Below are 23,000 nucleotides of genomic sequence, written 5' to 3'. Positions count from 1 at the left end.
GGTTTTGGAGGGCAACGTGGCCAAGAAACCGACAGTGTATGACGTAGCTGAGCATGCAGGGGTATCCATTGCCACTGTTTCTCGATCGCTACGGAAGCCAGAGAGCGTGCGACAATCAACGCGTGAATCTATAGAAGTGGCGATTCAACAATTAGGTTACGTGCCAAGCGGTAGCGCACGCAGCCTTGCAGCGCGTAGAACGGGAATTATCGGTCTGGTCCTACCAAATGTTGACGCACTTGAAACTTTAGGTGATTTTGAACTAACCAATCATGACACTGCTGAAATCTGTATAGATCGTCCGGTAGCAGGCAGAAGTCACCGTGATTCATTGTATTTCGACCATGTCTTGCGCGGATGCGAATTGGAATCTTGGAGCCAAGGCCTTTCGTTAATGGTCAGCATTGGATTAGGTAGAGGCGAATCTGATGTCAACCGCTTAGTTCATGACATGATCGGCAAGGTGGACGGCTTAATTATTCTCGCTCGTAGCGTGCCAGACCGATTAGTCGAATCCTTATATACTCGTATTCCCTTGGTTATGGTCGCCGATGCGCCCGTCGGCGGCGAAAATAAGTTAGACCTTGTTCGAGTAAGCAATCGTAAAGGGATGAAGACCTTGGTCGAGCACCTCGTCGACGCCCACCATGTCAGCCGATTCATTTATATGGCAGGTCCGGACGATTCGCCAGATAATCATAAGCGTTATGTTGGTTTCCAGGAGGGCCTGGCTGCAAGAGATATCAGCCCTGAGTCAGTCCCTATCTATCGCGGTAAGTTCTCTAGACCAACCGCCAAGAAAATAACCAACGATCTGATTGCACGCGGCGATTTACCGCAAGCATTAGTTTGTGCCAATGATCAGATGGCTCTTGGAGCGCTTGATGCTCTTGCACAAGCAGACTTGCATGTTCCTGAAGACGTTATCGTTACTGGTTTCGATGGCATTGAAGAGTCAGATACCTCGCATCCACGGCTTACTACAGTCAGACAGCCTATGGTCAACCTCGGAAGAGCGGCTGTCAGCACGGTGGTCAAGCGCATTGAGCATCCTGATGATCCGCCGTATTCCACGGAAATGCCTGTCACGGTTCTACTTCGCGAAAGCTGCGAAGGCCCCTTAGAGACAATATAGAGGCCCGTTATTGAACGGTAGTCCGTTTGTGTAGGGATTAATCAAGGAATCAGCAGTTCGCACCCGCCAGATTCCAACGTTTTCAACAAGTGATAGTGGCAGTTTCACCGATAATCCCTACACAAACGGTTATTAGCCATGTAGATAACGCTACTTTCACACAATCATGTGTGTATTTAGCTCTTTTCTCAGCATTTTCCACTCAGGAAGATACATATTCATGTGCCGTTGGAACTCTGGACCATGCCCATGTACGTGCAAATGTGTCAATTCGTGAACAAGCACATACTCCAAGAATTTAGGGTCCAATCTCGCCAGCTCAAGGTTCAAACGAATTCTGCGTGTCGCCGGCGTGCATGAACCCCAACGTGAAGTCATCAGTCTTAAGGAAATTGATGACGGTTCACGCCCAACTATCGGTACCCAATGCTGCAACAATAATGGGAGCTGTTGATTCATGATGCTTTTGGCATGAATAATCGATTCTTGATCCCAAGAGCTTTTACCTTGCGGCACTCCTGAGCTCAAGGCCGCGGAAAGACGGTTACGGCTTCTGTCGATCCACGGTTCACGCGATTCGATAAACTCAAGAATTATTTCATCTTTAACCTTCAACGGTGCAGTTACCTCAATATGACCATCTGGAGGTTTCACTCGCAGGTATAGGTTCTTAACTCTTCCGCGCTTAATATGGATTGTCTCATCGTGCCACTGCAGCAGTGACAACTTCACCTGACTCCGCCTCGTGGATCGAGGACCAGTGGGATGAGTAATGCGGGACATACCGATATTTTCGCGCAAGGACTGGATACCTGTTAGCTCTACAGACAATGACCTCATCAGCATGCGCGCTCTTATCCAACACACGGATTCGAGGCTGACGCACGACACAAATTGACAACTTTATAAAGTGCCACTATTGTGGGCAGTCGTGTGATTTTCAAGTCACGCGTAGTTGGGCCCGTAGCTCAGGTGGTTAGAGCGCATCCCTGATAAGGATGAGGTCGGAGGTTCAAGTCCTCCCGGGCCCACGCGATGTATTCGCAACAGTATTTTGGGGCTATGGCGCAGCTGGTAGCGCATCTGCTTTGCAAGCAGAGGGTCGCCGGTTCGAACCCGGCTAGCTCCACAAACAGGGTTTTCGGCGGTTCGCTGGAAGCCCTTTTCCATGCGGTTCTTCCAGTGTTTTCAACGGTCTATAGACTTTCTTCACAAGATTGCGTTGAGTCAACATCAGTCGGTTTCAGTGACAAATACGGGCATAAAGCGCTACGCTATTGGCATGGCTAGGACTGCTAATATTTGGGAACAATTCGCAAGAAAGCTACAAAACAAAGACCGAAGCAACGACGTTTTACTGCGACATACAGCACAACTTATCTTTTCGTGTTAGCTTAAGCTCGACCATTTTGTATTTATATAATTTTAGCAACTGACTGGAGGTAACCTGATTCGTCTGAAACAACTACTAACTACGAATTCAACAATCTAAACAGCAATCGCCCTTTTGCGGAATCTGTACTAATCTCCGCTTGATAGACAGGTATAGATAACTCTCTTGCACATGCCTCCAGCTGTTCTGTTCTGTCTTTTGGAGTGTTATAGCCAATGTAAAGTGCAGTTGCTGCAAGCGATGCATAGACTTGCTCTTCTTTAGGACAATCTGAACAAGCTATTCGCCACTCTTTTTCATAACTCCATTCTGGCGTTTTGTATGCGACGCTATTTATAAAAGTTAGTAATGCCATTTCGGTTTGGTAGGAATACCATTGTTCTGAACCACCAATAACACTTGAAAACTGTGATAAGTCATACCGTCCGGTGTAGATTACCGGCAGCAGAAAACAGAATGGGCTCCCACCGCAGAAAGCTTTGCTCGACCGATATATGCAGTCGAGTTCAAGATCTTGCGCTGAATATGCGGTCATAAACCCACGCCCATTATCGGCATAATTTGCCCACATTGGACCTAATGATTTCTCCTCAGTCAAGCACGAGCACCTATATGATTCTCGGATGTTTTCATACGATGCCTGAATCTCATTCAAAGTACGATCAATCTCCGCCTGTTTTCGCTTCGACAGATTGGCCATCAGCGTATTCATAGCCAACTCATATTGAGCTCTGTCATCCGGCAATATGTACCGCTTATGGAAATTAATCGTCGTTCTCAGGTCGTCTGGATTGATGGTTCTCCTAAGTCGCGATTGAATTTTATCCTTATCCCAGAAAGGTTGGCAATCAAATGGATCATTAAAGGCCTTAGGCGATGACATGTGCAAGCGCTTTTTTCTTAGATCCTCCAACCTTCTGTTAAAATTTCGGTCATCGTCAGTGCCGCTCATCTTAAAAAGTGTGTCAGGAATTTGAGAATTAGCCGATTCAAAAAGCAGCTGTCTGCATTCCGTCACAGAGACTCCAAGCTCTTTACACATTGAATCACGGTAGATAGCCCGATTCGTCAGCCGACGTAACTTGTCAGCAAATACTTCCGACTTTGACAAAAGTTAGACTCCTACTCGTCTCATAAAAAAATGACTAGAGAACACTATCGCTCCAAAAGTGGATAAGCAATGTCACGATAAGAATTATCGGATGCTTGTAAATTGATACTGTATATTCTCCAACTGTATTCATCGAACCCGGCTAGCTCCACAAACTAGCCCTTAGAAACATGAGTTTCTGGGGGTTTTCTTTTATCACCAACCTGTTCGATTTGACTCTGCAACGAGAACACCCACCCGTCTTACAATCAGCGCTCTGTGGCATTTACATACTTATGCTGTTTTCGTTTGTTATTTCGCTCCACGAGACCTCTTTGAACTCGGGTCACCTCAGCGCTCTGAGAGATCTGCCGCTGTGTGCCTCGGTCCGCTCTCCGCACTAGTATCTCGTACAAGGGGAAGTGGAAGTTTAGGAACACAATCTGGTGAATTATTGGTGGGGCAGAGCTATGGTCAGATAAGGCAATACACGCACTTAACCTAGTACTAATCGTTAGTACTGATAGCTTTTCAACACGGTAGTTCTCAGCCCACAGGATTGAACAAATCAATTGAGTGTGCCACTCGCAACCTGCAATCAACTGGATTACATATTGTGGATTAACAATAGTGAAGCTGTTGATATCAACCCCAGCGTTATTGCTAATCAATGCAATCGCTTGACAATAAGCGATCAGGATTCCCAGATCCATATTCCGTAGCCATTCCAGAGAACCCGTACTACTTACATTCGATGACATCAGTCAGAGAATAGTCCAATTCATATTAATCAACCTACTGACCCCATCGCCTCATGCCTACCGCCTTGTCACTAGCGGCCATGCAGCACTCTATTGCGTGACAGTAACAGTTCATAAAGGAAGGGAATCGCTTTGAGTAAACGTCATACTATTACCTCTAGTTTCATGACGCTGTTCATCTTGCTTCCAGTTATCGCCATATTTTTGTATGAAATCGAGGTGTATACCCCCTAAATATCAATCGCCTCGTTAATCTTAATCATTGCTGGTTTAGCTGCAGGTGCTCTACTCCCTGGCATATTGGCAACGTGGATCACCATCCTGCTCACCGTTATCGGGGGCGGAATCTTATTATTCGGTGAAGTTCCTATCTCGCTACCGTTGAAATTGATTCTGCTGGTTATTTTTCCTATCAGCGCTGGTCTTATGTCACTTGTTCGCTACACCTTAATGAGGCTGGGTTGGATCAGTTTCGATAAACGGGATATTGAAAAATATTCCAAGCACTATGATCAAACAACCAAATTACAAATACGCTACAACGCAGAAAAAATGTACCGAAAGATTGTTCATTTCATCAAGGATGATTATGACCAAACTCTGTGGTTTACCATAACTGCTGTCCACTGGGCACATAGTACCCAATATAAACAATTCCATGCCGCTAACTATGAGCAGACCCTCCGCGAAATTGCCAAAGTACTTAAAGATAATCGTTTGCCCTCTGAATCACTCTATTACCTAGATCACGGAACTTTTTTGATTATCTCCCATCAGCTATCCGAACAGACTGTTGAGCAACGAAACGAGTTCACCAAAACACATTTGGACGAGCTGAGATGCATGGACTCCACCCCACAATTTAAATGGGGAAGTCTCAGGATTGATCGCAGCAATGTAGATGGTCTGTTGACGTTAAAAGATGTAATCAGACATTTGCAGCGCGATATGGAAACCGATTTAGTAGTTGAATATCTGAAGGGTGACAACTCCTGATGGAAACAGTTTTTTGGTGGCTTGCAGTCAGCATTAGTACGTTATTTTTTATCGTCATGCTGATAATTTTCGCGTGTCAGTGGATCATATACTTTCGGGTTGAACGGACCACTTTGCAGCAGCAAATGATTACAGATAACCAGAAACATCAGGGATCGGAGTCACAAATATCATGATCTCAGAAGCTTTCATGATGTTTACCATCGTTACCATCTGGTTATCTCTGATTATGTCTCTGACGACACTAAGCGGGGCTATTCATTTTTGGTTGCGGCAAAGCACGGAGCTGGTTTACATCACGCCTCTACCGTCGTATCCAAAAGTAACTATTGTTGTACCTGCTCATAATGAAGAGATTGTTATTGCTCAAACAGTGCGAGCAATTTTAGATTTGAACTATCCGGCAGAACGTGTAGAGATTTTACTGTTCGCCGATAATTGCTCAGACCAAACAGCTAAAGAAATGCACAGGGTGGTTAAACTACCTCAATACACCAATCGAGATGTGAGAATAATTGAGAGGGTTGGAAGCGGCGGCAAAGCTGGTGTCTTGAATGATGCACTCGCCATCGCTCAAGGTGACTATATCGGTGTGTATGACGCTGATGCAATGCCAGAAAAGAATGCCCTGTATTTCTTAGCGAAAAAAGTGATTGAAAATCCCGAGCAGTATATGGCTGTGTTTGGCAGAAATAAAACTCGTAACGCTCAACAAAATTTCTTAACTAAGTGCATCAATCAAGAAATCGTTGTCACGCAGCGAATTCAACATTGTTCAATGTGGCATCTGTTCAAAATCGGACGTATCCCAGGCACTAATTTCATTATTAATTGTGATTTTGCTAAATCAATCGGTGGGTGGAGCAACGGCGCACTCACAGAAGATACTGATATCTCTTTCAAAATCATGCAAAGCGGGAAATTAATAGCCTTAGCCTATAATTCAGAAGCTTTTCAACAAGAACCCGAACATCTCCATGACTATTACTTTCAACGTTTACGCTGGGCAAAAGGAAATTATCAGGTAGTCATCCAAAACTTCAAATACCTTTTCCAGCCAAGCAACTGGCGTGTCAAACTCGAAGTGATGTATTACTCCGCCACATTTTTCTGGTTCAACGCAGCAATCGTGTTATCAAACATTATATTCCTCACGAATATGTGTTTCCTTATTGCCAGAGTTTTCAACCCTAACCTGCCTATCCCCTTTACCTTTGGCGAAAACAATAACTCGATCATGCAAGTGTTGTTAATGAACTGGTTGTTGATGATTATCTTGTACGTTTTACAGATTTCAGTTGCTATGTCTACGCAATTCGGTCAAGCTACCACCAATCAGATTTGGATAGCTTTGGCATCGTATTTTTCGTATTCGCAACTATTTATCGTGGTATCCATCCACGCGATGCTTTCTGTATGTCTTGATTCCTTGTTGCACCGCAAAGGGAGTGTATGGGTAAAAACGAAGCGTTTCAATAACTAGAGGGAGATGTTTGATGAAACGCGGAAAATACATGTGGGCGTTCACCGCCCTGATCATAATCCTGTATGTTGCTGCTTTACTGGTTATACGTGTTGGAAGTCCTGCTCGCGTTCAGCGAGACACCTACAATCAATGGCGTCAATCTTATGTAATTCAGGAAGACGAACAGCATGCTTTCGTTAATACCAGTAATAACAAGAGCAAAGCTGTAGCCCTTTCAGAGGGCCAGGGCTACGGGATGTATCTCACAGCTATCGCCGGTTCCAAAGGTTGGGCTCAACAGCAGGATTTCGATAATTTATTACGTTATTACCTGGAACATCGTGATTACCTTGGCGAACAACAGACCATTCCAACATATCTCATGCAATGGCGCCAATATAAGGAAGGCCAAACATGGGTAAGCCAAGACAGCAGTGCAACTGATGGCGATCTCTACATCGCTTTCAGTTTGTATCGAGCCAGTAAGGTTTGGCCGAAGCGCTCGTCTTACTACCTAGAGATTGAACGCCAATTAACGGCTGACATATTGTCATATGAATACAACAGCACCACGCATACCTTGACTGTCGGAAACTGGGCGAATCAAGACTCAACATATTATAATCTGATGCGAAGCTCAGATGTGATGCCAGATTTTTTTGAAGCATTTTATGAATCGACTCACGATAAACGTTGGCTGACAGTCAGCAATACCATGCTTGACCGATTAGTAGATTTAAGCAATGCCCATTCAACAGGGCTTATTCCGGATTTTGCTTGGATCACCGATGATGGTGCCAAAGCGGTACAAGGTAAAGCGGTTGCGTCTAAACATGACGGCGACTATTCGTCCAATGCTTGTCGCGTGCCCTTGATGTTGGCAACGAGTGACAATCCTCGTGCAAAGAAGGTAATGAAGAAACTACTACAGTTCTTTAATCAACAGGACTTCATTACTGCCGGTTATTCACTCTCTGGCAAACCGCTCAACGACTATCAATCAAACAGTTTTACCGCGCCGCTAGCTTTCGCCGCTGAGCAACAGCAGCAGCAACATGCTGATCGTCTCTTGAAAAATCGTCAGACAATTCTTACCGAAAAACTTGAAACAAATAACTATTATGATGCCACGCTAACCACCATGGCAGTGATGGGAGAAGTTGATTAAAGTGTTGAAAATTATGGCTATCTTTGGAACCCGACCTGAAGCAATCAAAATGGCTCCAGTTATCAAGGAAATCGAAGCTAATCCAGACACCACCCCTGTAATCGTGGTAACAGGCCAGCATCAGAAAATGCTTCAACAAGTATTAGATATCTTCAGTATTCATCCCGATTACGATATGCAAATAATGGAAAAACAACAAACACTTTCCACAATTACTAGCAAAGTTATTCTCGGTCTGGATGCGATTCTTGACAATGAACAACCAGACTTGGTTTTAGTTCATGGAGATACCACAACCACGATGGCTGCTAGTTTAGGCGCTTTCTATCACCAGATACCTGTAGGTCATGTTGAAGCGGGGCTTCGAACCTGGGATAAATATTCTCCATATCCCGAAGAAATGAACCGCATGTTGACGGATGATGTGGCTGATTTGTATTTTGCACCAACGCCGCTGAGCAAGAACAACTTATTACAAGAACATCATCCTGAATCTCAAATTTTCATCACAGGAAATACTGCAATCGACGCCTTGCGATATACCGTTCATGCTGATTATCACCATGATGTCTTAACACAAATACCACAGGATCATAAGTTCATCTTATTGACTATGCATCGCCGTGAGAATCAAGGACAGCCGATGCGAGACACCTTCGAAGCCATTAAAGATGTAGTCACGCATACACCTAAACTTGATGTCGTTTACCCTGTTCATTTAAGCCCAAACGTACAAACAGTGGCTCATGAAGTCTTCGATGGAGTCAGCGGGATTCACTTAATAGCTCCCTTAGATGTTACTGATTTTCATGGTCTAGCAGCACAAAGCTATTTTATTATGACCGATTCTGGTGGTGTACAAGAAGAGGCCCCCTCACTGAACAAGCCTGTATTAGTGTTGCGTGATTCAACCGAAAGACCTGAAGGTGTCACAGCTGGAACCCTCAAAGTCGTTGGAACGCATACAGATTCGGTGCAACAGGCGATGTTGAGCCTGTTGCATGACCAGAAAGAGTATCAAGCGATGGCCACAGCAGCCAATCCCTATGGTGACGGTCGCGCTGCTGAGCGCATCGTCACCATATGCAAAGACTACTGTTCTCACAAGAATCAGCGCTGAACTGTGGCGGCACTGCTTACTGAGATCATCAGTCTGAATAATCCAAATCGCCTAGTTGGCTGATAAGGCGCATATTCTCACGGTAATCAACAGGGCAAGCGATGATATCCACACCACTGCCGCTACACATGGCTCGTCTCAACACCGGATACAGTTCATCGGCACTAGTAATTTCATGCCCTTTAGCCCCGAAACTAGCAGCGAGCGCAACCACATCAGGATTGTTGAAATCGACATACTCATGTTTGCCTGCGTGAATATCCATCTTCCACTTAATCAAGCCATAAGATTCGTCTACCCACACAAGAACTACCATTCGGCAACCGCAACGTACCGCAGTTTCAATCTCCTGAATATTCATCATGAAACTGCCATCACCCATCACCGCTAATACTGGTTTGGAAGGCTCGGCGATTGAAACACCAACTGCACCAGGTAAGGTCCAGCCCATAGTTGACAAGGAATTATCAATCAGACAGGTATCGGTCTGATAGGTGGGGTACAAACGAGCCATCCACATTTTCAATGCGCCCGTATCAACTAGCGTGGTCCAATCTCTCCTTACAGCACGCCTAGTGTCGTACACCACTCGCTGCGGTTTCATCGGAAATGCTGGATCGTTGGCACATGAAATAGTTTCAGCATGTAGCAATTCTCGTATTTTCGGTTGCTTGGTGTCGAAACTTACCCCTTGCTCCCGTAGTTTGGCAGTCAGTGCACTTAATGTGGCTCCTATATCAGCCCTGATGTTCAACGCCGTGGAATAGTGAGCATCGGAATCCTCAACAAAAGTATTGATGTGAATAATCGTCTTATCGTTGTGAGGATTGATTTTCTTTGGGTCAAACTGCTGTATTGAAAAGCCCAGCGCCAAAATAAGATCAGCTGTATCAAAGGCGAAGTTCTCATAATCATGGTGCATAAAGCCCACTACGCCGAGCGCGTTGGGATGGTCATCTGGGAAAACGCCTTTGCCCTCGAACGTTGTGGCTACAGGCACATTGCACTGTTCAGCCAGCATCAGTAACTGCTTTTCCGCGTGGGAGCGCGAAATACCGTTTCCAGCAAGAATAATCGGGTGTTTGGCATGACGGATTAACTCCACAGCCTCTTCGATAATACTGTTTGTGGGAATGGTATGAAGAGGTCTCGGTAATGACAGTGGATGAGCATCAACATCCACAGCTTTCTCGGCAATATCTTCCGGCAAGATCAAACACGTTGCTCCTGGACGGGAGTGCTGTGCCATAGAAAAGGCCTTGCGAACCATTTCTGGTGAAGAATTCGGATCCATAATCATTGAGGTCCACTGAGTTATCGGCCTAAATAACGATTCCAAATCAACAATCTGATGCGATTCCTTATACAGACGATTCAGCGATCCCTGCGCACATATCGCCACTAAGGGTGTGGTGCTCGCGTTCGCCTGCGCTACTGGCAACATTAAATTGAGCGCTCCTGGCCCAAGTGTTGACAGGCACACCCCTGGCTTTCCTGTCAAATAGGCATACGTTGAGGCCATGAAACCTGCGCCTTGCTCATGCCGCGTGAGTACGAAACGTATACGCCCGTCACGTTCAATGGCTTCCATTAAGGTAATGTTTTCCTCACCTGGAATGCCAAAAATTACTTCCACGCCTTCATTAACGAGACATTCGACGATGAGATCAGCTGCATTCCTTCGACGCTGCGCGACCTCAGAAAGCGCAGGCTCAGCATTCACCTCTGCCCTGGCTTCTGCTGTTTCATCAAGTCCCTTGAGCGTTACTGCTTCCACTGTTCCTCCTGTGGGAATTCCCCTTGGCAACACATCGATTGTCGGTATACAAACTCCATCAACCATGCTGTTACCCATCAATACGTTAAGGCATTCCCCCGCCAAAGATTCACTACTTGACAGACCCCACGAATAACCATGATTAGTGATTGCAATCATTCATTATGTCTATTGCAGACTCGTTTCACAACAAGCATCTACACGATATGAACGTAAATCCTTGTGACTTCTCCCACACCAACAACTGTTGTAATGGTGCCAAACTCAATCACGGTATACATACTGAACGAGTACTTCACTCATTGGTTACAGAATTATCAGCAGCTTTCATGGATTTCTCATCTCTTCATTGAGACAAGACCCTCATACTGCTTTCAGGCCTCGGTTTCCCCTCTCTTTCTCTTCGCCGAGGCCTTCCCCCTTCTCAGGCATTGTTATCGTCAATACGATTTAACCAGTCACGAATGAGTGCCTCAACCAACAGTTGCCGTTCCAAGTGCACATTATGCCCTGCTGCATCAAGCACAGCAAAGCTTGCCCTCGGATAGTGTTCGAGTCGATTCCAAGCATCTTGATAACCGACAATCTGATCCTGTTTGCCAGTGATAAACAAGCTGGGTTGCGTAAAAGCTTCAGGATGCGCATCCTCCGGCTCCTGCTCAAGCGAATACTGTGACGATATGCGATGCAACGCATCTCGATCAGCAACTTCAAGACCTGGCTGTACATAACTCTCGAATGCTGCAGCATGCTTAGCTGTTTGCACCACAGCCATCTGCGCATAATCCTCGCCGTTTTCACCAAGTGAGGATATAAGTTCAGGATCTGAGTGAAGTACCGTCTTTGGCGGCAACGATCGTTTGTCGTGATCGTTTACAAAAACACCCGCCAAGGTTGCCAGCCCAAACACTTGCTCACGCATATCGTGGGCAATACAACGCGCCACCATTCCCCCAAATGAGTTGCCGATAACTGCGAATGACTCTTCCGCTATATGCGTGTGAATCCAAGATTCCACCGCATCAACAACATCCTGAGAACTACTCACATCACCTATCGGACTATGACCATGCCCTGGTAAATCAATGAATATTTGTTTCCACCCACCAAGCTCATCGAGCATCTGGCTCAAAGAAGCAAGAATGCGGTGATCTACACCAAAACCATGGATTAGCAACAATGGTTTGCCGTTGCCACGCTCTTCGACGTATATCATCGCACTCCTCGATTTTTCATTTCCTCAGCACCACTGGCGCGCTCACTTGGAATCCAGCCTATGGTACAGTCGAGATTTTTACAGGTCTAAAATCTCTTTGAGACCATCTTCTAGAGATGTCAGTGGATGACCAAGAACCTCTTCAAAGTCCTTTGATTCAACTACTAAATCGCCAGCCTTGATGAGATGCTGGATGCCAAGGATGCCATTCGCTGCACTTTCGGGTAAGCCTTGGCCCTTCACTGCCTCAATAAAGGCCTGATCGTCAAGGTCGCGAGCTGTTATAGCTTTACTGGAAGCTTGCGATAGCGCTTCTGCAAGTTGTGTATAGGTGTGTGGTTGGCCTGATAGTTCCACAATCGATGGGTTATCTTGCTGGCCTGACAACACACGGGCAGCTGCCTCTCCGTACTCTCTTTTCAAAGCCCATCCGACTGTGGCATCGCCGGCTGAAGAGTCAAGTTCACCACTGTGTAATGCTGCCTTGAGTAATGGAGTCTCATTTTCCAAATACCAGTTATTGCGCAGGAAGGTGTGGTCAATCCCTGAGCGCTCTATGAGTTGTTCGGTAAACTGGTGATCAGTTGAGAGCATATTGTCTACGTTGTTGGCATTGGCAAAGCTGGTGTAAGCAATAAAGGAAACCCCTGCTTCTTTAGCTTCGTTGACCACATTGCTATGCTCTGCCTGCCTGTTGCCTGGCGCACCAGATATAAACAGCAGACGGTCGACACCTGTAAATGCGGCTTTCAAAGATTCCGTGTCTCCGTAATCTCCTACTCGAACCGTGATGCCTTGTTCTTTAAGGGTTGCTGCTTTCTCCTCATTGCGCACTAAAGCGATGATTTCAGAGGTTGGCACTAATTTCTTCAGATATTCAAGTGCATATCCACCCAGGCCACCGGTTGCTCCTGTTACCAAATATGTCATAGTCTTTCCCTTCGTCGCGCGACCATAACCGAAACTCCGCCAACAAGACAAAGATCCGATTTTGCTGTATCTTTTTAATGTACAGCATGAGAATATATAATTCTTGCTGTTAAGTCAAGCTGTGGTGAACACGTGCTGAGATACCTTCAGCATCACGTAAATCATGCGGGCTTGTAGACAGGGCCATGTCAACTTCGTTATAAGGAGCACGGATATGAGATATTCCACGCAATTAAGCGACGCCGTACACATTCTCGCCTATATTGCTGTGTTCTCACAGAGTGATCCGATAACCAGCGATATTCTTGCGGCAAGCATAGAAACAAATCCCACCAACGTGCGCAAAATCATGGGAAAGCTACGTCAACATGGGCTGATTCATACGATTAACGGACAACCAAAGCCAACCCTGAATCGGCCTATTGACGAAATTACTCTATATGACGTATTCACCAGCGTGCAGGGGGACAGCAGACTTATCGAAGTTGATGATCACACCAATCCACGATGCATTATTGGTGCAAATATTCAGCAAGCGCTTGAAAAAGAATACACGCGACTACAGCTGGCAGCAGAAAACGAGATGAAGCATGTCACGCTCGCTGATATTCTGCGCAGCATTTCCACTTCAGCCGTCAAAACAGATCCTGAAAGCGCAGAAATCGTCGCTTCATTCCTCTGACTGGACCGTATCCGAGGATAACTGCAATAAAAGTGGAGCTTTTAACCGGAAATTCTCAGAAAAAACTGCACTTTTATTGCAGTTATCTCATTTGGGGCTGTTTGGCTCGCCGCCAAGAATGCATTGCACCATATCCTCCATGGATTCTTGAGCAGGGCGATAGCTCATACCAAGATCGTGTCTGCTTTTGCTAGCATCAGCACGAAGCACATGCCCTACGTTCCGTTGGACATATCCTCTGTCAAGTCCAATCAACGGTGCTATGGCATACACTAAAGCCTTCGGCAACCCTCTACTCGGCAATGGCAATTGGGCACCAAAACGAGGTCTAAGACTTGTCGCCAAAGACAAGGTATCGGTATCTTCAGATGCAAGTATGTGTCGTCCTGAAGCATTAGGCAGAAATGCTGCCGCGATATGAGCCCTAGCCACATCGCGTACATCGACCACGCTGACGCCGATTTTCGGCAAGCCAAATCTACCTGTGCCACTAATCATCTGTTTGACAATAGTGAAACTGTCACTGCTCGGATATGGATTCAATGCTGGGCCAATAACTAGCGCAGGATTAATGGTTACTAATCTCCACTGCTGCTGAGCTTGTGCGATGTGCCAAGCTTCTCGTTCAGCCAAAGTCTTGGAATAAGAATATGGTTCACGGGTCTTTGAAGAGGTGTCATTCCATTGTGCTTCGGTAATAATGCCATTAGGACGAGATTCCACATCGACTGCATCACTATAAATCGCTGCTACCGAGCTCGTTAGTACCACTCGTCTCACATCACTATGCTGACCTGCGCTGTTGAGCACATTCCTGGTACCTTCCAGAGCTGGTTTCACTAGGTCACGCATCGGATCAGATACATTGCGTATAAAAGGGGAAGCCATATGTAATACCACGGTGCATCCAGCCATGGCTTTCTCATATGAATGTGGGCTAAGCAAATCAGCTGCAAAAAGTTTTAACTGACCTGGCGCATTTTCAGCCAATTTCAATAGGTGCCCAACCTTATGGGCATCATCAGGTTTTCGAACCGCCGCGTGCACAGTAACGCCAGCATCTAATAGGCCTTTAACTACCCAACTAGCAACATAGCCATTAGCTCCGGTCACTAGTACTGGTTCCGAAGTATCAATTGGTAATCCCGATACGTCAATAGACATATCCATCATTGCTGATCCCATGTGCTAATCGTCACACACCTATGTGAAGACCTGAGAATTCGTCCTAAAGCAAACTTCTCGATTCCGATGACAGTTCGATGGCACACACAGGGTTGCGCGCCCACAATATACCTCAGAAGCCTTCTAGATATCGGGTTTCGTCACGAAACAAACTATGGCTACAGCCAAGTTTTTCTAAACACCCACTCATCTCGGCGTGGTCACATCGACAAGCCGTTTAGACTCTTAAGCGTGGGGACCGCCGAACCTGAATTACTGCGTCTTTCGCCATGGACCGCAAGGGGAATGCTACTGATAGCTGCGGCTACATGGGGAGGCGGGTATACCTTTTCAAAAATCGCTCTTGGCACTCTTTCTGTGCAATGGATGATGTCCTGTCGCCTGTGCCTGAGTGTGGTAATCATGGTGGCTTTGCTGTGGCGAAGGATCCGCAGAACTCATGTGCTGCATCTACTCGTTCCTGGCATTCTGCTCGGCATCTCCTACTGGATCGCTTTTATGTTTCAAATGAGAGGCTTAGCGCTCACAGAGCCTGGTCGCAACGCTTTCCTCACAGCCACATATTGCGTATTTGTCCCGTTTTTAGTGTGGATAGCCACCAAACAACGGCCAGCAGCTCGTCATATTCTGGCAGCTCTAATCTGTTTGTTCGGAGTTGGCTTCATCGCTATCCCCAAACTTGGTGAAAGTCTGAGTCTAGGTCAAGGGGACATTCTTACTCTGATTGGTGCAGTACTTTTCGCTATTAACCTCGTTCTTTCGGGGATGTTTGCTAAAAAATTCGACATGCTGATGCTGACATTAATCGAGTTCGCAACGGCTGCTGTGCTGTTCACCCTAGGCGCCTTCATTACTGATCCAATTCCACATATTGCAGATTTCCAGTGGACGACTGTAGGTTCTCTGGCGTATCTCATTATCGGTTCTACCTTGGTAGCTCAGAACTTTCAGAATCTCGCATTTTCAAAGGTTCCCGCAGCACAGGGATCGTTAATACTCTGCACAGAGAGCTTGTTTGGTCTCCTCTTTTCAGTGTTACTGGTCCATGAACGCATCAGCTCTACCAATGTGATTGGTTTCGCACTCATCTTTTTTGCGATTATCCTCTCAGAATTACATAGACCACATAGACATGCGCGCCACAGAGATATCTCTGGTCCGCGTGCCAACGTGCTATAACAGCCGCAATTAGCTCTCACTACTCTCTCAAGCTTCTCCGATTTCTCTGCCAGCAAGTCACCGTATTGTTACGTTAACCAAGCGTAGGGTGGCGAATATGAGCACTGCATCACGGGCAGTCCCCGGTCAGATGAAATCAGCCAATACGGCTGCTGCAGATCAACTCGGCCAAATTCGCTCACTTGCCGATTCTTCACCCACCCAACAGGTGTCAGACCTTATTCGCAAACCTCGTTTGCGCGGAATATTGCATCTGATTGCATTCCCGATCAGCATTGTGGTAGCTATTACTTTGGTGAGTATGGCTCCTGCGGGACAATTAAGAATAGGAGCTCTGGTCTATGCAGTAAGTACTATGCTGCTCTTTGGCAACAGTGCTCTACTCCACGTTGGCCACTGGGGCAAACGGATGAATACCATTCTGTGTCAGATTGATTATGCCAATATATTTGTCATCATCGCTGGCACCAATACAGTATTCCTCTTGACCTTACATACGCCACTCCGCTGGCCTTACTTGGCTATCGTATGGTCAGTGGCATTTCTTGGCTCAGTTTGCCATGCCATATGGCATGAAAATCATGACTGGCTATTTACCACCATATATGTGGTTTTAGGGCTTACTGCAGTGTTATTGATGCCCTTGCTGTGGAATGCTCCCAATCACGGTCACGCTATTACTGTGCTGTTAGCTGTTGGTGGAGCAGCTTATATTGTTGGCGCTTGTTGTTTTGCGATACGCCGTCCAAACCCCTTCCCAGGCTGGTTTGAGTATCACGAAGTATTCCACGCGGGCACCATTATCGGTTATGTCTGCCATGCCGTAGCAGCATTTCTCGCAATCACCTCTGCTGTCCCGGCCTGACACTTCTATTGCTTCTCACTCACGCAGACTCTTGCGTCGACTCAGTACAATCTGAAGAGCAACGATTGCACTAGCAAGCAGCGTTCCCACCCACGGAATAGTAAAGCCTGTTTCTGGGCCATACGAGTCGAGCACCACACCGGTAAGAGCAGAACCAGCCGAGGCACCCAACGACCCCAAAGCACCAAGCCACGAGAGACCCTCAGTTAAATGTTGAGGTGGAACTCCCTCCTGAACGATCATGTTGCATGTCGCAATGGTAGGAGCGATGAATAACCCAGCCACAAACTGCAACAGACCCAATATCACTAGATTGCTTAAGGCCAAACGGAATGACAAGTATCCCAAAGCCAGCAGGAACAACAGGATGCAATAACGTGTCCACAGTGATCTTCTCCAACTCCGTGAACCGTATACTAGTCCGCCTACTAAGGATCCCGAGGCAAATACTGCGACCATGACGCCTACTAGACTGGCTTTGCCTTGCTCCTTCGTGAGAGCAACAATGCTGACGTCATATCCATTAAATGACAGGTTCAATAACATATAGCTGAGCAACACAGCCAGCACTCCTGGGAACACCGGCAGTATCTTCCTGATGAGGGAAGCTAAAGACTGTTTCTGCCCGCTTCTAACAGTGCGCTCATCTCCGCGCCCATTCCCAGGTAGAGGAGCTTCTGCGTATTGTTCGTCATTACCAACATCTGCATTGTGATCAGGAATCAAAGGATCAGACTGCACAGATGTAGCCCTAAGCACACCTGGCTCAGTGGAGGTCTGTCTGAAGAAGGCAAACCCTCCGATGCATAAAGCAACCGTCGGCACGAATAGCTGAGATACTGGATGCACCGAGGTGGCGAGCACCGTTGCAAAGATGGGGCCAATAATGAATATCAGTTCATCCACGGCAGATTCGAAGGCGTATGCGGTGGTCAGTAATTCGCTATGTCCAGAACTACTCAACACAGAAGACCATCGAGTGCGCACCAAAGCTCCGAAGGAGAACTGTGTTGCTCCCATCAAGAAAGCAAGTGCAAATAGCAACCACAATGGAACGGTTAGCAGCACCGCGACAGCGAAAATCAGCATGCTACTGATTGACAACACCAGCGCCACTCTACCCACTGCATGCTGTCCATAACGATCAAACAACCTCGCAAATAGAGGAGTTCCTGCAGCGAGTCCGATGACATTGAGCGCACTAACTATTCCAGAACTTGTCCAATCCCCATATATGCCGTTAATCGCTAGGACTGTGCCTAGGGGGATCATCGATATTGGCAATCGTGCTATGGCCGCAGCAGCGGAAAATGATGCTGTACCAGGAATCTCAAAGATTCTGGCATACAGACTAACAGCCTGCATGGTACTTCTCCCGTTTCTTCCCAAGCTGGAATGTTCCAACCTAAGCCATCGTATTACAACGTAGACATGAGTTGAAGCTGCCGCATGAATATCATTCAGCGACAGCTTCACTGTTGAAGAAGTATTTAGTCCTTGGTGAGTTCGTAAGCCATCTCTGCAAAACATTCAACATAAGCGTCAATCGCAGCATCATCGTGGATAATACTCAACGTCCACTCCTCCTCACGTCCAGGAGTCATATACACGCCCCTGTTCATGTTGAATAACCAGGCAAGATCAGCAAGGTCTTCGCGCTGGTTCTGGCGGTATGTCAGATAATCGACCACTTTGTATTCGGAGAAGGTCACGCATCCCTTTGACCCGATGCCTACGGTGTATCCGGGGAGATTGTATCGACGGATCACCTCATCACAACCCTCAATAATTCTCGTATTGAGATGATCGAGATGTGCATAGGCATCAGGTGTCAACACATCAAGCAGGTTGGCACGGGCCGCGGCTACGCACAAGGGATTGCCATTGTATGTGCCCACCTGGTAGACAGAGTGATCCTCCACAACGCTCATCACCTCCTCTGTGCCTCCTATGGCTCCCATAGGCAGTCCTGCACCGAGGGCTTTGGACATCGTCACCATATCTGGCAGCACGTCGAAACGTTCGCGAGCGCCACCTGCGGCTATGGTCAAACCTGTTTTCACCTCATCGAAAATCAGTACGATGCCATAACGTGCTGTTATTTCACGAACTGCTTCTAGATATCCTGCTTCTGGCAGCACCACACCCAGATTCATCATCGCTGCTTCCATGATGACGCAGGCAGGTAGCCTATTTTCCGCTTGGAGTCGTTGAATTCTGCTTTCCATCGCAGCAGCATCGTTGAAAGGTACCGCCACTGTCATATCCACTGTCGCCTGCGGAACACCAGCTCCATAAGGTATGGAGGCGAGGTTGTCTGCCGGACCGATGTCGTCATAATCTTGGAATCCAATGGACACCATCACCGTGTCGTGATGGCCGTGATAGGAGCCGAATATCTTCATAACTGTGTCGCGCCCTGTATACGCGCGAGCTATGCGAATCGCATCCATCGTTGCTTCGGAACCAGAGTTGGTGTATCGCCATTTTGGTAGTCCCCAACGCCGCGCCAGCTCATCACCTACAACGATTGCGTCTTCTGTGGGAGCCGCAAAATGCGTACCTTTCGGAAAGCGCTCTGCAATGGCCTTGCCAATCAGCGGATGGGCGTGGCCTTGTACCATCGAACCAAAACCGTTGTGGAAATCGTAATATTCAGTGCCGTCCACATCCCAAACCCGTGATCCTGAGCCACCTTCCAGATAAATCGGCCAAGGATCCCTAAGCTGGTAGCTCGATGCCACACCTCCGGAAAGATGATGATGCGCCTGCTCATACATAGCTTTCGATGCGGTTGTATGTGCGTCCAGCTTGATCTCTTCTCTATTGATCAGCTCTTTGATACGTGAGGGATCCAGCGTGACTGGGTGTGCATTAATCGTTGCTGTCGGGAAAGTCGTCGTCATTATTGTTCTCCATAGTGACCGGCCTGCGTCTGTTGGGTTAATCTGCTACTGTCCGGCCTGCGGCAGTAGCAGTCACATCTGGTCAGCTTTTGAAGCTCTCCCAAATCTTGGTGTATTTATTAACAACGTCATTGGAACAGGTCGGTACCACCTCCGCTTTGTCATAATCTGCAGGAGGCACAATCGCCGTATCATTTTTCATTGAATCGTTCAGCAACTCAGCCACGCCGGTGATTCCTGAATTGAAGCCTGTGTAGTTGGAAGCTTCTGCCATATGCTCGGGTTCTAGCATCCAGTTGATAAAAGTTTTCGCCTGATCGACATTCTTGGCCCCCGAGGGTATTACCAGATTGTCTTCAAAGCGCGTGATGCCCTCTTCCGGATACACATACACCATGCTTGACAGATTCTCTTTGACTCGGTGGGCATCGCCATTCCAGATCATGCCCATCGCCTCTTCACCTGCGCTCAAACGATCGACGATATTATCCGAACTGATGACCCCAACCTTGCTTTTGAATTTGGTAAGCAGGTCCTGTACTGCCTGCAATTCTGAAGGATCGCTAGTGCAAGGCTCGGCGCCTATGGACCGTAAGGCTGCGTTAATCACATCGGTCTGATCGGCAAGCAACTGGATTGGACCAGCCGAGGATGGAGGGTTGAAGAAATCCTTCCATGAAGTCGGTGCGTCGGCGGCATCTATCTTGCTCGAGTCATAGGCAAATCCGGTGGTTCCATACATATAAGGAACCGAGTAAGCGTTCTTCTTGTCGTAGTAAGGCTTTCTAAAGCTGCTTTCGATATTCTCATAATTCGGCAATGATGTGGCATCAAAGCCCAGCAAGAGACCTTCGTCCGCAAGCATTTTCACCATGTAGTCGGATGGCACAACCACGTCATACCCTGACCCACCTGTTGCTTGGAGCTTGCCTTGCAATGTTTCGTTAGAGTCAAAGTAGTCGATAGAAAGGGTTATCCCTGTGTCCTCCTTGAATTCTTTGGCGAGTGAATCAGGAAAATAATCGGACCAAGTATATAAATGCACTTCGCCACTGGTAGCTTCGACATACTTTCCTGAAGCTGTTGTGGCGGAAGTGCTATCGACAGCGCCTACTCCTCCTGAGCATGCGACTAGAGACGTCACTAGAGTGATCACTGCTGCCACACCAGCACCTCTTATCAGGGCAGTGCGTAATCGCGTTATACCGGTATTCATCATGCGTCCTCCTTGCGTTGCATCAATGAAGTGCCAACAGCGATGACTACCGCTAACATCAGTAACAGCGTGGCTACAACATTGAGCGAGGGATTTATTCCTTTTCGGATCAGACCGAAGATATAGATCGGCAAAGTTGTGGAGCCCGCCGAGGTGAGAAAGTTCGAAATCATAAAGTCGTCCAAAGAAGTCACAAATGCCATGAGTGCTCCAGAAAGTATTCCGGGCATCAGCAACGGCAGTTGAATCTTCATAATGATGGTGGCGTTGGATGCACCAAGATCAGCAGCTGCCTCAGTAATCGCTGGATCAAGATTCTGCAAACGGGCTCGTAAAGGCATCAGCACAAAGGGGATGCAGAACGTCACATGAGCAAAAACTAGCGGCCAGAAGCCAGGGCTCATGCCCAAGAGCCGTATAAAGGAGAGCGTCGCAACGCCCATCACGATTTCAGGGATCACAATCGGGGCATCCAAGATCAATGACGCTAGTGCATTGCCTGTCCTTGAGAGTTGTTCTGCAGACAAAACGAAAGCGAGAGCAAGCACAGTCGAAAGGAAGGTAGCAATAATCGCGACTTTCAGGGATACCAAGGTGGCGTCAATAATGGCTTCACTGGTAAAGACCTGTGCATACCAGCGCAGTGAGAAACCTTTCCACAGTAAGGCTTGATTACCTCCATTGAAGGAATATGCCACAACAATGAGCATTGGCAGATATAAAAATGCCATTACCATCACACTGATAAATCCAAAACCCGGGAATCGTTTGAGTGGCTCACGTTTGAACCATGGCTTACTAGGTGGCTGACGGGATGGCACTGCAGAAGTATGTTCCGGAAGCGAAGACACAGTGGCCGAGCCGCCGGAAGACACAGTGGCCGGCGTTACCGTCGATGTGAGTGATCTACTATTTTCTGAATCTGCGGCGCCAACAGCATCCGGAGAGCTATTCATGATTAATTCGCTCATATTGAAAGACTCACTTTCTGGCTTGAACGTTTCGCCCATAAGGTCACCAGACCTGCCCCTAGCAATGTCAGCAGCAGCACAATTAGGGACAGTACTGAGCCAAAAGGCCAGTTACGTGCTTCTCCGTATTGCGAGGCAATCAGATTGCCAGGCATCAATACTTTTCCTCCACCGAGTAACACGGGTTGGATATATGATCCAAAGGCCGGAACGAAGAGTAGCGCAATTGCAGAAATTACCCCTCCCCGAACCGATGGCCATAAAATCCTACGAATTACTACGCCTTTAGTCGCACCCAAGTCATAGGCAGCTTCCACCAGACGAAAATCAAAGCCAGCCACGGCTGAATATAAGGGAAGTATGGCGTATGGGAGGAAGGTATAAATCAGGCCGACCGCTGATGCGAATGGAGTGTATAGCAACGTTTGTTTACCGATTCCTATAACTTCGAGCACGCTGTTAACAGAGCCATTCTCATTGAACATCAAAATCCAGGCGTAGGTTCTCACCAATAAATTCGTCCAAAAAGGAATCATGATGAATAGCAACAATGTGCGTTGCGTCTTCTCGCTTTTCATTGCCATCCACACCGCTATCGGAAATGCCAGTGCAATGCAAACCACAGTCGTTACCGTTGCCTGCCATAACCCTGTGCCAAAGACCTGTAGATAACGTGGATCAAAGCTCACTTTGCCAAAAAAATCTTCAGAGAAGAGGAATTGCTTCCACCCTGCGGTAGAGAAAGCAAATACCACGCCTCCACCTTTGGCTGGCTGTGTCATAAAGGAGAATGCAGCGATTACTGCAATTGGACCAAGTGTGAAAATGCCAGCGACGAGCAGTGCTGGGAGAGAAAAGATACCAGATATTCTTCCAGGCTTTGGCACCTGTTTCTTAGCGTTCTTAGCTCGTGATCTGAGGGAGCGGGTTTCTGGCGTAGCCATA

The 23,000-nt window shown here is 47.1% G+C and carries 19 protein-coding genes and 2 tRNA genes; 10 read left to right on the top strand and 11 right to left on the bottom strand.

Annotation, left to right across the window (positions count from 1 at the left end):
* Positions 1-16 precede the first annotated feature (16 nt).
* Positions 17-1,135, top strand: a complete 1,119-nt coding sequence (locus LKI20_RS01390) for a LacI family DNA-binding transcriptional regulator (RefSeq protein ID WP_291768840.1) — start codon at positions 17-19, stop codon at positions 1,133-1,135.
* 156 nt (positions 1,136-1,291) lie between these two features.
* Here LKI20_RS01390 and LKI20_RS01385 read toward each other — a convergent pair whose 3' ends face one another.
* The gene (locus LKI20_RS01385; protein ID WP_291768837.1) at positions 1,292-1,981 is read right to left on the bottom strand and encodes a M48 family metallopeptidase; all 690 of its coding nucleotides are present in this window, start codon (positions 1,979-1,981) and stop codon (positions 1,292-1,294) included.
* Positions 1,982-2,092: 111 nt separating this feature from the next.
* On the opposite strand from LKI20_RS01385, the gene LKI20_RS01380 reads away from it, so the two are divergent.
* Together LKI20_RS01380 and LKI20_RS01375 are read left to right on the top strand one after the other, a co-directional pair.
* Positions 2,093-2,166, top strand: a tRNA-Ile gene (locus tag LKI20_RS01380).
* 25 nt (positions 2,167-2,191) lie between these two features.
* A tRNA-Ala gene (locus LKI20_RS01375) sits at positions 2,192-2,264 on the top strand.
* A gap of 343 nt (positions 2,265-2,607) precedes the next feature.
* Here the strand turns inward: LKI20_RS01375 and LKI20_RS01370 are convergent.
* Positions 2,608-3,639, bottom strand: a complete 1,032-nt coding sequence (locus LKI20_RS01370; RefSeq protein WP_291768835.1) for a DUF2971 domain-containing protein — start codon at positions 3,637-3,639, stop codon at positions 2,608-2,610.
* Positions 3,640-4,679: 1,040 nt separating this feature from the next.
* On the opposite strand from LKI20_RS01370, the gene LKI20_RS01365 reads away from it, so the two are divergent.
* The 4 genes from LKI20_RS01365 (at position 4,680) to wecB (ending at position 9,128) form a co-directional block, all read left to right on the top strand.
* On the top strand, positions 4,680-5,375 hold the full coding sequence (locus tag LKI20_RS01365) for a hypothetical protein (protein WP_291768832.1): 696 nt from the start codon (positions 4,680-4,682) through the stop codon (positions 5,373-5,375).
* A gap of 190 nt (positions 5,376-5,565) precedes the next feature.
* On the top strand, positions 5,566-6,858 hold the full coding sequence (locus LKI20_RS01360; RefSeq protein ID WP_291768829.1) for a glycosyltransferase family 2 protein: 1,293 nt from the start codon (positions 5,566-5,568) through the stop codon (positions 6,856-6,858).
* 13 nt (positions 6,859-6,871) lie between these two features.
* Positions 6,872-8,008: a glycosyl hydrolase family 8 gene (locus LKI20_RS01355; protein WP_291768826.1), complete on the top strand. Its 1,137-nt coding sequence runs from the start codon at positions 6,872-6,874 to the stop codon at positions 8,006-8,008.
* Positions 8,009-8,021: 13 nt separating this feature from the next.
* On the top strand, positions 8,022-9,128 hold the full coding sequence (wecB, locus tag LKI20_RS01350) for a non-hydrolyzing UDP-N-acetylglucosamine 2-epimerase (protein WP_291768823.1): 1,107 nt from the start codon (positions 8,022-8,024) through the stop codon (positions 9,126-9,128).
* 28 nt (positions 9,129-9,156) lie between these two features.
* Here the strand turns inward: wecB and LKI20_RS01345 are convergent, their stop codons facing one another.
* The 3 genes from LKI20_RS01345 to LKI20_RS01335 all read right to left on the bottom strand — a co-directional run bounded on the left by LKI20_RS01345 (position 9,157) and on the right by LKI20_RS01335 (position 13,051).
* On the bottom strand, positions 9,157-11,064 hold the full coding sequence (locus tag LKI20_RS01345) for an acetolactate synthase large subunit (RefSeq protein WP_291768820.1): 1,908 nt from the start codon (positions 11,062-11,064) through the stop codon (positions 9,157-9,159).
* A gap of 265 nt (positions 11,065-11,329) precedes the next feature.
* The gene (locus LKI20_RS01340; RefSeq protein WP_291768815.1) at positions 11,330-12,121 is read right to left on the bottom strand and encodes an alpha/beta fold hydrolase; all 792 of its coding nucleotides are present in this window, start codon (positions 12,119-12,121) and stop codon (positions 11,330-11,332) included.
* A gap of 78 nt (positions 12,122-12,199) precedes the next feature.
* Positions 12,200-13,051, bottom strand: coding sequence for an SDR family oxidoreductase (locus tag LKI20_RS01335; protein WP_291768812.1), 852 nt, complete (start codon positions 13,049-13,051; stop codon positions 12,200-12,202).
* A 214-nt stretch (positions 13,052-13,265) separates the two neighbouring features.
* Here LKI20_RS01335 and LKI20_RS01330 point away from each other — a divergent pair, with 214 nt between their 5' ends.
* A complete protein-coding gene (locus LKI20_RS01330) occupies positions 13,266-13,733 on the top strand; it encodes an Rrf2 family transcriptional regulator (protein WP_291768809.1) in 468 nt (155 codons plus the stop codon).
* A gap of 87 nt (positions 13,734-13,820) precedes the next feature.
* Here the strand turns inward: LKI20_RS01330 and LKI20_RS01325 are convergent, their stop codons facing one another.
* Positions 13,821-14,906: an NAD-dependent epimerase/dehydratase family protein gene (locus tag LKI20_RS01325; protein WP_291768805.1), complete on the bottom strand. Its 1,086-nt coding sequence runs from the start codon at positions 14,904-14,906 to the stop codon at positions 13,821-13,823.
* A gap of 297 nt (positions 14,907-15,203) precedes the next feature.
* Here LKI20_RS01325 and LKI20_RS01320 point away from each other — a divergent pair, with 297 nt between their 5' ends.
* Complete coding sequence (locus tag LKI20_RS01320) at positions 15,204-16,097, top strand: DMT family transporter (RefSeq protein ID WP_291768802.1); 894 nt, start codon at positions 15,204-15,206, stop codon at positions 16,095-16,097.
* A gap of 97 nt (positions 16,098-16,194) precedes the next feature.
* Positions 16,195-16,962, top strand: coding sequence for a PAQR family membrane homeostasis protein TrhA (trhA, locus tag LKI20_RS01315; protein WP_291768799.1), 768 nt, complete (start codon positions 16,195-16,197; stop codon positions 16,960-16,962).
* 15 nt (positions 16,963-16,977) lie between these two features.
* Here the strand turns inward: trhA and LKI20_RS01310 are convergent, their stop codons facing one another.
* From LKI20_RS01310 to LKI20_RS01290, 5 genes are all read right to left on the bottom strand, one after another.
* A complete protein-coding gene (locus LKI20_RS01310; RefSeq protein ID WP_291768796.1) occupies positions 16,978-18,327 on the bottom strand; it encodes an MFS transporter in 1,350 nt (449 codons plus the stop codon).
* A gap of 125 nt (positions 18,328-18,452) precedes the next feature.
* Positions 18,453-19,868: an aspartate aminotransferase family protein gene (locus LKI20_RS01305; protein ID WP_291768794.1), complete on the bottom strand. Its 1,416-nt coding sequence runs from the start codon at positions 19,866-19,868 to the stop codon at positions 18,453-18,455.
* Between the two features lie 82 nt (positions 19,869-19,950).
* Positions 19,951-21,087, bottom strand: a complete 1,137-nt coding sequence (locus LKI20_RS01300) for an ABC transporter substrate-binding protein (protein ID WP_291768791.1) — start codon at positions 21,085-21,087, stop codon at positions 19,951-19,953.
* Positions 21,084-22,094, bottom strand: a complete 1,011-nt coding sequence (locus LKI20_RS01295) for an ABC transporter permease (RefSeq protein ID WP_291768788.1) — start codon at positions 22,092-22,094, stop codon at positions 21,084-21,086. The genes LKI20_RS01300 and LKI20_RS01295 overlap by 4 nt, the downstream gene beginning before the upstream one ends.
* Entirely contained in the window at positions 22,052-22,999 is a 948-nt protein-coding gene (locus LKI20_RS01290) for an ABC transporter permease (RefSeq protein WP_291768785.1), read from the bottom strand. The genes LKI20_RS01295 and LKI20_RS01290 overlap by 43 nt, the downstream gene beginning before the upstream one ends.
* Position 23,000 lies beyond the last annotated feature (1 nt).

This window comes from Bifidobacterium sp., assembly GCF_022647885.1.
Lineage (GTDB): Bacteria > Actinomycetota > Actinomycetes > Actinomycetales > Bifidobacteriaceae > Bombiscardovia.
The sequence above is the reverse complement of the archived record's forward strand: the minus strand, read 5'-3'. Positions and strand labels throughout refer to the sequence as shown.